This window comes from Eisenbergiella massiliensis (genome assembly GCF_003435485.1).
In genome coordinates, this window is record NZ_QVLV01000030.1 from 49895 (window position 1) to 66230 (window position 16336).

A 16336-nucleotide genomic window follows, 5' to 3' on the forward strand; every position below is an offset into this window, starting at 1 on the left:
GAGGCCGGATGAACCGATATACTTTTTGTTTCACCAAAAAAGAACTGAAGGAATTTTCCATACGGGCGGTTCTGGAGCAATATCGCAGACGGGGCCGTATCTGGGTGATTCTCCTGCTGCTTTGCGTGCTGGAAGCGTTTATCAGCCCGGCCTTCAGCGTTGTTATCCTGTTTTTGTTTGCGGCGGCGCTGGGAGTTGATATGTTTCGCACCTGCCGCTTCCTGGAAAAGGAACATTTCCTGGAAAAACGGATTCTGTGGGTGGAGGACGGCCTGCTGAAAAGCAGTGCGTGCGGCGCAGGGGAAATACCCTGCAGCCGCATCAATATTATAGTAAAAAGCAAAAACCTTCTCATGCTGGGGTATTCCCAGTCGAAAAGGCAGATTGTATGGTATCCTCTGCCTTTGCGTGTGTTTGAAAACACCGGGGAGCTGGAACGGTTCCGGGAGCTTTTCGGAAAACCGGAAAACCCCGCCGCAGGCTGGAGCGCCGGAATGGGGCGGCAGCCGCAGACAGGCGCTGTATTTTCCTTTACATTTCCGGTGGATGAGGAAAAGTGGATTTCCATTTATAAGAATGCCTTAATGACCATCAATTCAGGAACGCTTGGCTTCCCGCAGAATATGAAGACCTTTCTTGGCGTATATGGCGTTGTATTTGCCGTGGCAGGCTTATTCTGGTTTTTCAGGTCAGGCGACCATACGCCAGTGTTTCCGGCGGCGCTGTTTCTCATGCTTGTTTTCCTCATGCTGTTTCGGTGGAAGTCGGACCCGGAAAAAACTATCCGCAAACAGGTGAGGAACGGTACCCTTCAGAACGATATTTACGGCGTCTGGGAACTTCATTTAATGGAGGAAGGCGTCATACAGATCATGGCGGGCCGGAGCAGGAGCTTCCTTAAGTGGGAGGAATTCAGCTGGCTGGTGGAAACCGATGAAGAATTTTTTCTGTTTAAGAAGAATAAAGTTCAGTTCATACCGATTCTGAAGGAAGGGATTCAAAGCTATCAGCAGGCGGAAGCCATGTGCAGGTTCTGTGAAAGCAGGGGGATTGCCGGCCTGCCGTCAAAACGCATGAAATATCTGCCGGGCTGGTTTTTTTACGTCGGCCTGGCCTTTGTGCTGCTGGCCATGTTTGCAGTCGGGATCTGGAGCGGCTTTGCCAGAGACAGACAGCGGGCGGAAGCGCAGAAAGAAGCGGCCGCCTATGCGGATAATGAATGGACGGAAGCCTTTGATCCTGCGGACTATCCTGATTATGTGCCGCTGGACGGACAGGTAGAGACGCTTCGTTCCCTTGGATTTTCCATCACGGATCAGCTGGCGGACAGGGTGCGCGGGGTGATGGAGGATGACATGACGCGTGTGTATGTGGAAGGCTATCCCTATACCTGGCTGCTGACTGAGCTGGGCGTGCCTTCCAGGGATGAAAACGGCCGGATTTCCGGTTATCCGGAGGAGGTGTTCTGGTTTGATTTTGAAGGCTGGGATATCAGCAACGATTATACGGAGGTGCTGGAGGGAATGCTGGCGCTTGCCGGGGACAGCCCGCTGGAGGATGTGACGGAGATCTCGGAGGATACCGAAAATATGGATTGGGAAGCCGGCAGCGGAAGCATAACGGTTAAGCTTCTGTGGAAAGGGCGTAGCTGCTCCTGGGATATGGATGTGGAGTATGACTGGATCGATCCGGATATCCTTGGGGTATTCAACGGGTTGCTGGAACAGACGGATGCGGCGGAGCGTTTTTATGTTATCGGGGATAACGGGCAGGGAGCGCTTGTATTTTACCGCACTGCCGAATGGGCGCAGGCTTTTGAAAAAGCCACAGGCCTTATGCCTGAGGCCCCTGTTGTATGAAGCAGATGGAAAAATAAAGCACAATCAATGCATTCAAAAAAAGTGTAAATATAAAACACAAAAAAATGTTGACAAACATTACAGCATGTGATAGTCTGAGAAAGGTCGCAAGCGGCCATGCCGAAGACAGCAGGTACCGGTATTCCGGTATAAGAAAACAGCGCCTGCCGAGGAAAAGAGTTGACGATTGTAACGGTTTATCCGTAACTTATCCTCTCTGTGTCTTCGCAGAGAGGTTTTTTTATATCCGGCTGCAGCTCAGGCTGACGGTACCGGCGTAAACTCCTTTTCGGCACTGAATTTGTTTTCAGAAAAATCTATAAGGAGGTAAAGAAATGGCAAAGGTTGAACTTAAAGCACCTGTAGTTGCAGAGATTTCCGAAGCGATTAAGGATGCGCAGTCAGTCGTACTGGTTGACTACCGCGGACTTACCGTAGAACAGGATACCGCTCTTCGTAAACAGCTTCGTGAAGCGGGAATCAACTACAAAGTTTACAAGAACACAATGATGAACTTTGCTTTCAAGGGAACAGACTTTGAGGCACTGGCACCTTTCCTGGAAGGACCCAGCGCAATTGCAATTTCCAACACGGATGCTACCGCACCCGCCAGAGAACTTGCTAAATTCGCAAAGACTGCAAACAAGCTTGAAATCAAAGCCGGCGTAGTAGAAGGCACTATGTATGATGCGAAGGGAATGGCGGAAATCTCCCTGATTCCTTCCAGAGACGAACTGCTCTCCAAACTGCTTGGAAGCATCCAGTCTCCTATTACCAACTTTGCACGCGTTATGAAGCAGCTGGCTGAAAAAGGCGGCGCCGGAGCATGCGAAGCACCCGCAGCACAGGAAGAAGCAGCAGAGGCACCCGCAGCAGAAGCTGCACCTGAAACTGCTGAATAATCAGTACATTAGCAGATAAATCAATTTTAAACAAATTAAATGGAGGTAAAATAAAATGGCTAAATTATCCACTCAGGAAATTATTGATGCAATCAAAGAATTATCCGTATTAGAATTAAATGATCTTGTAAAAGCATGTGAAGAAGAATTCGGTGTATCCGCAGCAGCAGGCGTTGTAGTTGCAGCAGCAGGTGCCGGCGCAGCTGAAGCAGCTGAAGAGAAGACAGAATTCGACGTAGAGCTGACAGAAGTTGGCCCTAACAAGGTTAAGGTTATCAAAGTTGTTCGTGAAGTAACCGGTCTTGGCCTGAAAGAAGCTAAGGACGTTGTTGACGGCGCTCCCAAGGTTGTTAAGGAAGCTGCTTCCAAGCAGGATGCTGATGACATCAAAGCTAAACTGGAAGCTGAAGGCGCTAAAGTTACTCTTAAATAATCGGAGTATCTTTCGAAAACGAAATGACTTGTCAGGAACCTTTGCCTGCTGCTTTATGCCAGCACGGCAGAGGTTTCTTTTTATTTATCCACAATATTACAAAAATTTTGGTTGACTTCCCTTTTTTCTTGTAGTAGAATGGATGGTGCACTATTGTGGTAAGTTATGCTATTTTTGTGCGTAAAACCGATAAACTAATATCAAGCTGCCTGTTGGCGGGTTACATTACTGCCTGCGGCCGCCTATTCGTTTGCCATTCAGAGGGTGTGACATCAGGTTTTTCTGCGGTAAAGAAGTGCCTCCTTGGGAACGAATGGCAAACAAATCATAAGAACGGGGTGAAATGTCAATGGAAAAGAACAGAATACGTCCAATTGCCACCGGCAAGAACATGCGTATGAGTTATTCACGGCAGAAGGAAGTTTTGGAGATGCCGAACCTGATTGAAGTTCAGAAGAATTCCTATCAGTGGTTCCTCGATGAAGGCCTGAAAGAGGTCTTTGACGATATCTCTCCAATAGAAGATTACAGTGGCCATTTAAGCCTGGAATTCGTGGATTTCGAACTGTGCGAAGACGATGTGAAGTATTCTATCGAGAAATGTAAGGAAAGAGACGCCACATTTGCGGCCCCCTTAAAGGTTAAGGTACGTCTTTACAATAAAGAAAAAGAAGAGATTACAGAGCATGAAATCTTCATGGGCGATCTGCCCTTGATGACTGAGACAGGAACCTTCGTTATTAACGGCGCAGAACGTGTTATCGTCAGCCAGCTTGTTCGTTCCCCCGGTATTTATTATGGAATCGGCCATGATAAGATCGGTAAGAGGCTTTACAGCTGTACGGTGATCCCCAACCGTGGTGCGTGGCTGGAATACGAGACGGATTCCAACGACGTTTTCTACGTTCGTGTGGACAGGACGAGGAAAGTCCCGATCACGGTTCTGATTCGTGCGCTGGGTGTCGGTACCAATGATGAAATCAGAGAACTGTTTGGTGATGAACCCAAGATTGAAGCGAGTTTTGCCAAGGACACTGCTGAGAACTATCAGGAGGGTCTGTTAGAGTTATATAAGAAAATACGTCCCGGCGAGCCTCTCAGCGTGGAAAGCGCGGAGAGCTTAATCAATGCCATGTTCTTCGACCCCAGAAGATATGATTTGGCGAAAGTCGGCAGATATAAATTCAACAAGAAGCTGATGCTCAGAAACAGAATCCGCGGCCATATCCTGGCTGAGGATGTGATTGACACCACAACAGGGGAGCTTCTTGCCGCAGCGGGAACCAAGGTGACGGCTGAACTGGCGGACACCATCCAGAACAGTGCGGTTCCTTTTGTATATATTGAGACAGAGGAGCGCAATGTAAAGGTGCTCTCCAGCATGATGGTTGACATCACACATTATGTGGACTGTGATCCAAAAGAACTGGGCGTTACCGAGCTGGTATATTATCCTGTCCTGGCGCAGATCCTGGAAGAGTATTCTGCGGATCCGGAAGAGCTGGCAGAGGCCATCCGGAAGAACATCCATGAGCTGATCCCGAAGCATATTACGAAGGAAGATATCATCGCTTCCATTAACTATAACATCCATCTGGAATACGGCATCGGCAACGATGACGATATCGACCATCTGGGCAACAGGCGTATCAGGGCTGTGGGCGAGCTGCTCCAGAACCAGTACCGTATCGGTCTGTCCAGAATGGAAAGAGTGGTCCGTGAAAGAATGACCACGCATGATGCGGAAGAAATTTCTCCGCAGGTTCTGATCAACATTAAACCGGTACAGGCTGCCGTGAAGGAATTCTTCGGTTCCTCCCAGCTGTCCCAGTTCATGGATCAGAACAACCCGCTGGGCGAGCTGACCCATAAGAGACGTCTGTCCGCATTGGGACCCGGCGGTTTGAGCCGTGACCGTGCCGGATTCGAGGTACGTGACGTACATTACTCCCATTACGGAAGGATGTGCCCTATCGAGACGCCTGAAGGACCCAATATCGGTCTGATCAACTCTCTGGCATGTTATGCAAGAATTAACGAATACGGTTTCGTGGAAGCACCCTACCGTAAGATTGATAAAACGGACCCGATGAATCCCAGGGTTACCGAGGATGTTGTCTATATGACAGCTGATGAAGAAGATAATTACCATGTGGCACAGGCGAACGAGGCTCTGGATGCGGAAGGGCATTTCGTAAGAAATACCGTATCCGGCCGTTACCGTGAAGAGACGCAGGAATATCCCAAGACCATGTTTGATTACATGGATGTATCTCCCAAGATGGTGTTCTCCGTAGCTACAGCCCTCATTCCTTTCCTGGAAAACGACGATGCCAACCGTGCGCTGATGGGATCCAACATGCAGCGTCAGGCGGTGCCGCTGCTCACCACGGAAGCGCCGGCGGTAGGAACCGGTATGGAAGTGAAGGCAGCCGTTGACTCAGGTGTCTGCGTTGTTGCCAGAAAGCCCGGTATTATCGACTATGTATCCTCCAACCTGATCAAGATGACCTGTGATGACGGTGAGAAGGTTGAATACCATCTTACAAAGTTTTCACGAAGCAACCAGAGCAACTGCTACAACCAGAGGCCCATCGTATTCAAGGGCAACCATGTTTCCGCGGGCCAGGTAATCGCAGACGGCCCTTCCACTTCAGAAGGCGAGCTGGCGCTGGGCAAGAACCCTCTCATCGGTTTCATGACCTGGGAAGGTTACAATTACGAGGATGCTGTTCTTTTAAGTGAGAGACTGGTACAGGAGGATGTATATACCTCCGTCCATATTGAAGAATACGAAGCGGAAGCCAGAGACACAAAGCTGGGGCCGGAAGAAATCACAAGAGACGTTCCCGGCGTTGGTGATGAAGCCCTGAAGGATCTGGACGACAGAGGAATTATCCGCATCGGTGCAGAGGTCCGTGCAGGCGATATCCTTGTGGGCAAGGTAACTCCCAAGGGAGAAACCGAACTGACGGCTGAAGAAAGGCTTCTGCGTGCCATTTTCGGTGAGAAGGCAAGAGAAGTAAGGGATACGTCCCTGAAGGTGCCTCACGGTGAATACGGCATCATTGTGGATGCCAAGGTATTTACGAGGGAAAATGGCGATGAGCTTTCTCCCGGTGTGAATCAGGCAGTGCGTATTTACATCGCACAGAAGAGAAAGATTTCCGTAGGTGACAAGATGGCAGGCCGTCACGGCAACAAGGGTGTTGTTTCCCGTGTGCTTCCCGTGGAGGATATGCCTTACCTGCCCAACGGACGCCCGCTTGATATCGTACTGAATCCTCTGGGCGTGCCTTCCCGTATGAATATCGGACAGGTACTGGAAATCCATCTGTCCCTGGCAGCCAAGGCCCTGGGCTTTAACGTGGCAACACCGGTATTTGACGGCGCCAATGAAAATGATATTATGGATACCCTTGACCTGGCAAACGATTACGTGAACCTGGAATGGGAAGAATTTGAAGCAAAGCATAAAGATGAGCTGCGTCCTGAAGTATTCCAGTACCTGTCTCTGAACAGAGATCACAGAGAACTCTGGAAGGGCGTGCCCATCAGCAGGGACGGAAAGGTAAGGCTTCGTGACGGCCGTACCGGAGAGTATTTCGACAGCCCGGTAACAATCGGACACATGCATTACCTGAAGCTGCACCATCTGGTAGACGATAAGATCCATGCGCGTTCCACCGGCCCTTATTCCCTTGTAACACAGCAGCCTCTGGGCGGTAAAGCGCAGTTCGGCGGCCAGCGTTTCGGGGAAATGGAAGTTTGGGCGCTGGAAGCATACGGCGCTGCTTACACTCTGCAGGAAATCCTGACAGTGAAGTCCGACGATGTCGTGGGACGTGTGAAGACTTACGAAGCCATTATCAAGGGTGAAAATATCCCTGAGCCCGGCATTCCGGAATCCTTCAAGGTTCTGCTGAAGGAGCTGCAGTCTCTTGCGCTGGATGTTAAGGTTCTGCGTGAGGACAATACGGAAGTGGAAATCATGGAAACGGTGGACTACGGTGATACGGATTACCGCTACGAAATCGAAGGTGACTCCAAAGGTTATGAGAAGTATGAAAAAGATTCTCTTGGCGAACTCGGTTACCAGCATCAGGAATTCGACGATAAGAGCGGAGAACTGGTGACTGCTGAAGAAGAGGAGCCTGAAGATGACCTGGAATTCGATATAGATGAGAATTTCGAGGAAATCGAGGAATAATCTGCATCTGTATGGAAAATGAACGGCCTGCGCAGGGCAGGCTCGTTCATCCGGAATAGTTTTGGAAGGAGTGCACAATGTCTGAAACAACTACAAAAAATGAAGTATATCAGCCGATGACGTTCGATGCCATCAAAATCGGCCTGGCTTCTCCTGAAAAGATCAGGGACTGGTCCAGAGGTGAGGTACAGAAGCCCGAAACCATCAATTACAGAACGCTGAAGCCGGAAAGAGACGGCCTGTTCTGTGAACGTATTTTCGGGCCTACCAAGGACTGGGAATGTCACTGCGGTAAATACAAGAAAATCAGATACAAAGGTGTTGTCTGCGACAGATGCGGTGTTGAGGTTACCAAGTCCAGCGTCCGCCGTGAGCGTATGGGACATATCGAACTGGCTGCGCCGGTTTCCCATATCTGGTATTTTAAAGGTATCCCCAGCCGTATGGGACTGATTCTGGATCTTTCCCCCAGAGTGCTGGAAAAGGTACTTTATTTTGCTTCCTATATCGTACTTGACCGCGGCGAAAGCAACCTGGAATACAAGCAGGTGCTTTCCGAAAAGGAATACCAGGACGCAAGGGAAACCTGGGGAAATAAGTTCCGGGCGGGCATGGGCGCCGAGTCCATCAAAGAGCTGCTGGAAGCCATTGACCTTGAAAAAGAATCCGAAGAACTGAAAACAGGGCTGAATGAGTCTACCGGCCAGAAGCGTGCGAGAATAATCAAGCGTCTTGAGGTTGTGGAAGCTTTCCGCGAATCCGGCAACCGTCCGGAGTGGATGATTCTGGATGCCATCCCGGTAATTCCTCCGGATCTTCGTCCTATGGTACAGCTGGACGGCGGACGTTTTGCGACCTCCGACTTAAACGACCTGTACCGCAGGATTATCAACAGAAATAACCGTCTGAAAAGACTGCTGGAGCTTGGCGCTCCGGATATTATCGTCCGTAATGAAAAGAGAATGCTTCAGGAAGCCGTTGATGCCCTGATTGACAACGGCAGAAGGGGACGTCCGGTAACAGGACCCGGAAACAGGGCACTCAAATCCCTTTCCGACATGCTTAAAGGTAAGTCCGGCCGTTTCCGTCAGAACCTGTTGGGCAAGCGTGTTGACTATTCAGGACGAAGCGTTATCGTCGTAGGTCCCGAACTGAAAATTTATCAGTGCGGTCTGCCTAAGGAGATGGCAATCGAGCTGTTTAAGCCCTTCGTTATGAAGGAACTGGTGGCCAGAGGCATTTCCCAGAATATTAAAAATGCCAAGAAGCTGGTGGAAAGACTGGATTCTCAGGTATGGGACGTTCTGGAGGATGTTATCAAAGAGCATCCCGTTATGCTGAACCGCGCCCCTACACTGCACAGACTGGGTATTCAGGCATTTGAACCCATCCTGGTGGAAGGTAAGGCTATCAAGCTGCATCCGCTTGTTTGTACGGCTTTCAATGCGGACTTCGACGGTGACCAGATGGCTGTGCATCTTCCTCTTTCCGTGGAGGCGCAGGCAGAGTGCCGTTTTATGCTTCTTTCACCCAATAACCTGCTGAAGCCCTCCGATGGCGGCCCTGTTGCCGTTCCTTCCCAGGATATGGTACTTGGTATCTATTACCTGACACAGGAAAGACCCGGAGCCAAGGGCGAAGGAAAGTGCTTTAAGAGTCTGAATGAAGCAATTCTGGCTTATGAAAACCAGGCGCTGACCCTGCATTCAAGAATTAAAGTTAAAATTACAAAGCAGATGCCTGACGGCACTGAAATGTCTGATATCGTAGAATCTACGCTGGGCCGTTTTATTTTCAATGAAGTCCTTCCTCAGGATCTGGGCTTTGTGGACAGAAGCGTTCCGGAAAATGCCCTGAAGCTGGAGGTTGACTTCCATGTAAGCAAGAAGGGGCTGAAGCAGATTCTGGAAAAGGTTATCAATATCCATGGTTCCTCCAGAATGGCTGAGGTGCTGGATGATATCAAGGCAACCGGCTACAAATATTCTACAAGGGCAGCCATGACGGTTTCCATTTCTGACATGACCGTTCCTGAAAAGAAGCCGGAAATGCTGGCAGAAGCGCAGGCTACCGTTGACCGTATTTCACAGAACTTCCGCCGCGGCCTTATCACAGAGGAAGAGCGTTACCGTGCGGTTGTGGAGACCTGGAATGAGACGGATAAAGAGCTGACGGACGTTCTGCTTGCAGGACTGGATAAATATAACAATATTTTCATGATGGCCGACTCAGGTGCCCGTGGTTCCAACCAGCAGATCAAGCAGCTGGCAGGTATGCGTGGACTGATGGCCGATACAACCGGCCGTACCATCGAGCTGCCCATCAAATCAAACTTCCGTGAAGGTCTGGACGTACTGGAATACTTCATGTCCGCGCACGGCGCACGTAAGGGTCTGTCCGATACAGCTCTGCGTACCGCTGACTCCGGATACCTGACCAGACGTATGGTTGACGTATCACAGGAGCTGATTATCCGTGAACTGGACTGCTGTGAAGACAGACCGGAAATTCCAGGCATGGAAGTTAAGGCTTTCATGGATGGAAAAGAAACCATCGAAGGCCTGAAGGACAGAATTACCGGCAGGGTTTCCTGTGAGGAAATCAAGGATCGCGATGGTAATGTCATTGTTAAGAAGAACCACATGATCACTCCCAGCCGTGCGGAGAGAATTCTCAGCGTTGGCGTAAATGATAAGGGTGAACCTGTGGAAAGCGTGAAAATCCGTACTATATTAAGCTGCCGTTCCAGAAACGGAATCTGCGCCAAGTGCTACGGAGCCAACATGGCTACCGGTGAAGCGGTGCAGGTTGGTGAAGCAGTCGGAATCATCGCTGCACAGTCAATTGGTGAGCCCGGTACCCAGCTGACCATGCGTACCTTCCATACGGGCGGTGTTGCCGGTGACGATATCACACAGGGTCTTCCCCGTGTCGAGGAGCTTTTTGAGGCCAGAAAGCCCAAGGGACTTGCGATTATCGCAGAGTTCGGCGGTGTGGCGGCCATTAAGGATACAAAGAAAAAACGTGAAGTTATCATAACCAACAGTGAAACAGGCGAATCCAAAGCCTATCTGATCCCTTACGGTTCCAGAATCAAGGTTATGGATGGCCAGATACTTGAGGCTGGTGATGAACTGACCGAAGGTAGCGTTAACCCCCACGATCTGTTGAAGATCAAGGGTATCCGTGCAGTACAGGATTACATGCTCCGTGAAGTACAGCGTGTATACCGCCTCCAGGGTGTTGATATCAGCGATAAGCATATCGAGGTTATCGTTCGTCAGATGCTGAAGAAGGTGCGTGTGGAAGACAGCGGTGATACCGAATATCTGCCCGGCACACTTGTTGATGCTCTGGATTACGAAGACCTGAATGAAGAACTTGTAGCAGCTGGCAGACAGCCGGCGGACGGCAAGCAGATTCTTCTTGGTATTACCAAGGCGGCTCTTGCAACCAACTCCTTCCTGTCGGCAGCATCCTTCCAGGAAACTACCAAGGTTCTTACCGAAGCTGCAATCAAAGGAAAGGTTGACCCTCTGATCGGTCTGAAGGAAAACGTAATTATCGGTAAGCTGATTCCTGCCGGAACCGGTATGAAGCGCTACCGCGACGTGCATCTGAGCACCGACGACACGCTGAATGACATGCTGGATATGGACGATGAATTCGATTTTGACGAAGGCGTGGAGGAAGACGTCCTTCCGGATGAGGAAGAGGATATCATAACTGCAGAAGAAACGGAAGAAATCGATGAAGATGAGGATCTGGCAGTTTCTGTTGCAGAGGATAATGAGTAATTAGCTGATTAAGAATGAGAAGCTGTCTCATTTATAATGTAAACGTACCCAGACAGGCATGGAGAATTTTCCATGCCTGTCTGGCGTTTACAGCGACGCGTGTTATTCCTCAGGAAATGAAAAGCTAGCAGATTGTTACAGTCCAGTCAGATCCGCGCTATTGGCTGCGCAGGACAGCGCTTCGTGCTGACCGTAAGAAAGTGAAGGAGGCACGTTTGCGTAAGATTTTTGAGAATTAGGTGTAAAAGTCGCTCATTTACCATAAAATACCTGTAAATTTAAAGAAAATCTATTGACAATGCATTCTGAAGCACGTATACTATTCTAGCGTGCATTTGAATGCATTTTTTTCTTATGCATGCATATAACGACACATTAACCTATACCGCAGGAGGTGAAAAAGAATGCCAACATTTAACCAGTTAGTCAGAAAAGGACGTCAGACATCTGTAAAGAAGTCTACCGCACCGGCTCTCCAGAAAGGATACAACTCCCTTCACAAGAAAGCTACGGATGCTTCCGCTCCTCAGAAGAGAGGTGTCTGCACCGCTGTTAAGACAGCTACTCCTAAGAAACCTAACTCAGCTCTTAGAAAGATCGCCAGAGTTCGTCTTTCCAACGGAATCGAAGTAACAAGCTACATTCCCGGTGAAGGACACAATCTGCAGGAACACAGCGTTGTTCTGATCAGAGGCGGCCGTGTTAAGGACCTTCCCGGTACCAGATACCACATCATCAGAGGTACACTGGATACCGCAGGCGTTGCAAACAGACGTCAGGCCCGTTCCAAATACGGTGCTAAGAGACCTAAGGCAGGAAAATAATTCATTATTTTCCATGTACCACAGAAAGAACTAATTTAGTGTTGGGATTCTGATTTTCACTTTCTAAGCGAACAGATAGACCGCACGAACACATTGGGTGTAATTAGTAACGTTTTGTTTCCGGACAGACGTTTGCCCGGCCGCATGCGGCCGTGTATCAGACACATGTGAGTACCGATGATTTAATTACAGATTATAATTAAGGAGGGAAGAACCGTGCCACGTAAAGGACATATTCAGAAAAGAGACGTACTGGCGGACCCCTTATACAACGACAAGGTAGTCACCAAACTTATCAACAACATCATGCTGGATGGTAAGAGAGGCGTTGCCCAGAAGATTGTATATGGTGCGTTCAACAGAGTTGAAGCAAAGGCTGGAAAGCCGGCTCTTGAAGTATTCGAGGAAGCGATGAACAATATCATGCCTGTTCTCGAAGTAAAGGCTAGGCGTATCGGTGGTGCTACCTATCAGGTGCCTATCGAAGTAAGACCTGACAGACGCCAGGCGCTGGGCTTAAGATGGCTTGTAACCTTCTCACGCAAGAGAGGCGAGAAGACCATGGAAGAAAGACTGGCAAACGAAATTCTTGACGCATCCAATAACACCGGATCCGCAGTTAAAAGAAAAGAAGACATGCACAAAATGGCAGAAGCAAACAAGGCGTTCTCTCACTACAGATTTTAATCTGGGTGGGCGCGTCCTTGTGGCTTAGGCCCGGGATACAAAATTAAGGAGGAAAAACCTTTGGCTGGAAGAGAATATCCATTAGAGAGAACCAGAAACATTGGTATTATGGCTCACATCGATGCAGGTAAGACTACTCTGACAGAGCGTATTCTGTACTACACCGGTGTTAACTATAAGATCGGGGATACTCATGAAGGTACTGCGACCATGGACTGGATGGAGCAGGAACAGGAAAGAGGTATCACCATCACATCAGCCGCTACCACATGCCACTGGACCAAGCATCATGAATGCAAGGTTGATCCCAATGAGCCTGAGTACCGTATCAATATTATCGATACTCCCGGCCACGTTGACTTCACAGTGGAAGTTGAGCGTTCTCTTCGTGTACTGGATGGCGCTGTCGGCGTATTCTGTGCGAAGGGCGGCGTTGAGCCTCAGTCAGAAAACGTATGGCGTCAGGCAGACACCTACAATGTACCGAGAATGGCCTTCATCAATAAGATGGACATCCTTGGCGCAAACTTTTACGGTGCCGTAGACCAGATCAGGACAAGGCTTGGCAAGAATGCCATCATCCTGCAGCTGCCTATCGGCAAGGAAGATGAATTCAAGGGAATCATCGACCTGTTTGAAATGAAAGCCTATATCTTTAACGACGATAAGGGCGAAGATATTACAGTAACAGAAGATCTTGGGGATATGCAGGATGATGCAGAGCTGTATCGTTCAGAGCTGATCGAGAAAATCTGTGAATTAGATGATGATTTAATGATGATGTATCTGGAAGGGGAAGAACCTTCTGTTGAAGAACTTAAGGCAGTTCTGAGAAAAGCTACATGCGAATGTGCAGCTATCCCGGTTTGCTGCGGTTCCGCATACAGGAACAAGGGTGTACAGAAGCTTCTGGATGCAGTGCTTGAGTATATGCCTTCTCCTACGGACATCCCTTCTATTAAGGGAACTGATCTGGATGGAAACGAAGTGGAAAGACATTCTTCTGACGAGGAACCTTTTTCCGCTCTGGCATTCAAGATTATGGCTGACCCGTTTGTTGGTAAGCTTGCATTCTTCCGTGTGTATTCTGGAACTATGAACTCCGGTTCTTATGTGCTGAATGCAACAAAGGATAAGAAGGAACGTGTTGGACGTATCCTGCAGATGCATGCTAACAAGAGACAGGAGTTGGATAAGGTATTTGCCGGCGATATCGCTGCAGCAGTTGGCTTTAAGTTCACCACAACCGGTGATACCATCTGTGACGATCAGCATCCGGTAATTCTGGAATCCATGGAATTCCCTGAACCGGTTATTGAGCTTGCTATTGAGCCCAAGACCAAAGCAGGCCAGGGTAAACTGGGTGAAGCTCTTTCCAAACTGGCAGAAGAAGACCCGACCTTCCGTGCCCATACGGATCAGGAAACAGGACAGACAATTATCGCTGGTATGGGCGAGCTCCATCTGGAAATTATCGTAGACAGACTTCTGCGTGAGTTCAAGGTGGAAGCAAACGTTGGTGCACCTCAGGTTGCATACAAAGAAACCTTTACCAAGCCTGTTGATGTTGACAGCAAATACGCAAAACAGTCCGGTGGACGTGGACAGTACGGACATTGTAAGGTTAAGTTCGAGCCCATGGATCCTAACGGCGAAGAGACATTCAAGTTCGATACCGCAGTTGTCGGCGGTTCTATTCCTAAGGAATATATCCCGGCAGTTGGTGAAGGTATTGAGGAAGCATCCAAGGCCGGTATCCTCGGCGGATTCCCTGTACTGGGTGTTCACGCTACCGTATACGATGGTTCCTACCATGAAGTTGACTCTTCCGAAATGGCATTCCACATTGCCGGATCCCTGGCATTCAAGGATGCTATGTCCAAGGCTAACCCGGTACTGCTTGAGCCTATCATGAAGGTTGAAGTTACCATGCCTGAAGACTATATGGGTGATGTTATCGGTGATATCAACTCCCGCCGCGGACGTATCGAAGGTATGGATGACATCGGCGGAGGCAAGCTGGTAAGAGCATATGTACCGCTTGCTGAGATGTTCGGTTATTCCACAGACCTGCGTTCCAAGACTCAGGGACGTGGCAACTATTCCATGTTCTTTGAGAAATATGAGCAGGTACCGAAGAACGTACAGGAAAAAGTGCTTGCTGCAAAGGCAAAATAAAAGTAGTGAACTTTTTCCTGTGTAAAAAGTACTTGCTGCAAAGGCAAAATAAGCTAAATAAAGCTTGAAAATATCGGTATAATCTAATATAATCAGAATTAGCCGATTAGAAAAAGAAACAATTGATTTCTATTGATTTTAAGGAGGATTATCAAAAATGGCTAAAGCTAAATTTGAAAGAAAAAAGCCGCATTGTAACATTGGTACCATTGGCCACGTTGACCATGGTAAAACAACTCTGACAGCAGCTATTACCAAGACTCTGAATACAAGACTTGGAACTGGTGAAGCTGTAGCTTTCGATATGATCGACAAGGCTCCGGAAGAAAGAGAACGTGGTATCACCATTTCCACAGCTCACGTAGAGTATGAAACAGAAAACAGACATTACGCACACGTTGACTGCCCTGGCCATGCTGACTATGTAAAGAACATGATCACTGGTGCAGCTCAGATGGATGGTGCTATCCTGGTTGTTGCAGCTACCGATGGTGTTATGGCTCAGACCAAAGAACACATCCTGCTGTCCCGTCAGGTAGGCGTTCCTTATATCGTTGTATTCATGAACAAATGTGATATGGTAGACGATCCGGAACTGCTTGAGCTGGTTGAAATGGAAATCAGAGACCTGCTGAACGAGTATGAATTCCCCGGAGATGACACTCCGATTATCCAGGGTTCCGCTCTGAAAGCTCTGGAAGATCCTCAGAGCGAATGGGGCGATAAGATCCTTGAGCTGATGGCAGCTGTTGACTCTTATATTCCGGATCCTCAGCGTGACACAGACAAGCCTTTCCTTATGCCTGTAGAAGACGTATTCACAATTACCGGCCGTGGTACTGTTGCAACCGGTAGAGTAGAGCGTGGAACACTTCATCTGAATGAAGAAGTTGAAATCGTTGGTATCAAAGAAGAGACCAAGAAGACTGTTGTTACCGGTATCGAAATGTTCCGTAAGATGCTGGATGAAGCTCAGGCTGGTGATAACATCGGCGCACTGCTTCGTGGTGTTCAGAGAACTGAAATCGAAAGAGGACAGGTTCTTGCAAAACCCGGCACAGTTACCTGCCACAGAAAGTTTACCGCTCAGGTATACGTTCTGACCAAAGATGAAGGTGGACGTCATACTCCTTTCTTCAACAACTACAGACCTCAGTTCTACTTCAGAACAACTGATGTAACAGGTGTCTGCAACCTTCCTGAAGGTGTAGAGATGTGCATGCCTGGTGATAACGTAGAAATGAGCATCGAACTGATTCATCCTATCGCTATGGAGCAGGGTCTTACTTTCGCTATCCGTGAAGGTGGACGTACTGTAGGATCAGGCCGTGTTGCTACCATCATCGAGTAATTAGTATTTTTAGATTTTTAAGGGCTTTCCGATTTTCGGAGAGCCCTTTTCTTTGTTTGCGCGCCATGGGCGCGCTCTAACGGGTGTAAGTCCCG

Annotated in this window: 9 protein-coding genes and 1 other annotated feature; all 9 genes read left to right on the forward strand. The window is 48.7% G+C overall.

The window, feature by feature from the left end; genetic code table 11:
• Positions 1-8 precede the first annotated feature (8 nt).
• The 9 genes from DXC51_RS26095 (at position 9) to tuf (ending at position 16241) form a co-directional block, all read left to right on the forward strand.
• A complete protein-coding gene (locus DXC51_RS26095; protein ID WP_117545724.1) occupies positions 9-1859 on the forward strand; it encodes a YcxB family protein in 1851 nt (616 codons plus the stop codon).
• A gap of 102 nt (positions 1860-1961) precedes the next feature.
• Positions 1962-2110, forward strand: a sequence feature (ribosomal protein L10 leader region).
• Positions 2111-2194: 84 nt separating this feature from the next.
• Positions 2195-2761, forward strand: coding sequence for a 50S ribosomal protein L10 (gene rplJ, locus DXC51_RS26100; protein ID WP_021636839.1), 567 nt, complete (start codon positions 2195-2197; stop codon positions 2759-2761).
• Positions 2762-2816: 55 nt separating this feature from the next.
• A complete protein-coding gene (gene rplL, locus DXC51_RS26105) occupies positions 2817-3194 on the forward strand; it encodes a 50S ribosomal protein L7/L12 (protein ID WP_021636840.1) in 378 nt (125 codons plus the stop codon).
• A gap of 349 nt (positions 3195-3543) precedes the next feature.
• Entirely contained in the window at positions 3544-7404 is a 3861-nt protein-coding gene (rpoB, locus tag DXC51_RS26110) for a DNA-directed RNA polymerase subunit beta (RefSeq protein ID WP_021636842.1), read from the forward strand.
• 77 nt (positions 7405-7481) lie between these two features.
• A complete protein-coding gene (gene rpoC / locus DXC51_RS26115; RefSeq protein ID WP_021636843.1) occupies positions 7482-11201 on the forward strand; it encodes a DNA-directed RNA polymerase subunit beta' in 3720 nt (1239 codons plus the stop codon).
• Positions 11202-11605: 404 nt separating this feature from the next.
• Positions 11606-12025 carry a 30S ribosomal protein S12 gene (gene rpsL, locus DXC51_RS26120; protein WP_009256158.1) on the forward strand — a complete coding sequence of 140 codons (420 nt, stop codon included), beginning with the start codon at positions 11606-11608 and terminating at the stop codon, positions 12023-12025.
• Between the two features lie 216 nt (positions 12026-12241).
• Positions 12242-12712: a 30S ribosomal protein S7 gene (gene rpsG / locus DXC51_RS26125; protein ID WP_021636845.1), complete on the forward strand. Its 471-nt coding sequence runs from the start codon at positions 12242-12244 to the stop codon at positions 12710-12712.
• A gap of 60 nt (positions 12713-12772) precedes the next feature.
• A complete protein-coding gene (fusA, locus tag DXC51_RS26130; RefSeq protein ID WP_025487438.1) occupies positions 12773-14890 on the forward strand; it encodes an elongation factor G in 2118 nt (705 codons plus the stop codon).
• Between the two features lie 157 nt (positions 14891-15047).
• Entirely contained in the window at positions 15048-16241 is a 1194-nt protein-coding gene (gene tuf / locus DXC51_RS26135; protein WP_021636847.1) for an elongation factor Tu, read from the forward strand.
• Positions 16242-16336 lie beyond the last annotated feature (95 nt).

Coding starts and splice junctions, on each gene's coding strand:
- rpoC (WP_021636843.1), top strand. CDS start 7,482: ATGTCTGAAACAACTACAAAAAATGAAGTATATCAGCCGATGACGTTC.
- rpsL (WP_009256158.1), top strand. CDS start 11,606: ATGCCAACATTTAACCAGTTAGTCAGAAAAGGACGTCAGACATCTGTA.
- rpoB (WP_021636842.1), top strand. CDS start 3,544: ATGGAAAAGAACAGAATACGTCCAATTGCCACCGGCAAGAACATGCGT.
- DXC51_RS26095 (WP_117545724.1), top strand. CDS start 9: ATGAACCGATATACTTTTTGTTTCACCAAAAAAGAACTGAAGGAATTT.
- tuf (WP_021636847.1), top strand. CDS start 15,048: ATGGCTAAAGCTAAATTTGAAAGAAAAAAGCCGCATTGTAACATTGGT.
- rplL (WP_021636840.1), top strand. CDS start 2,817: ATGGCTAAATTATCCACTCAGGAAATTATTGATGCAATCAAAGAATTA.
- rplJ (WP_021636839.1), top strand. CDS start 2,195: ATGGCAAAGGTTGAACTTAAAGCACCTGTAGTTGCAGAGATTTCCGAA.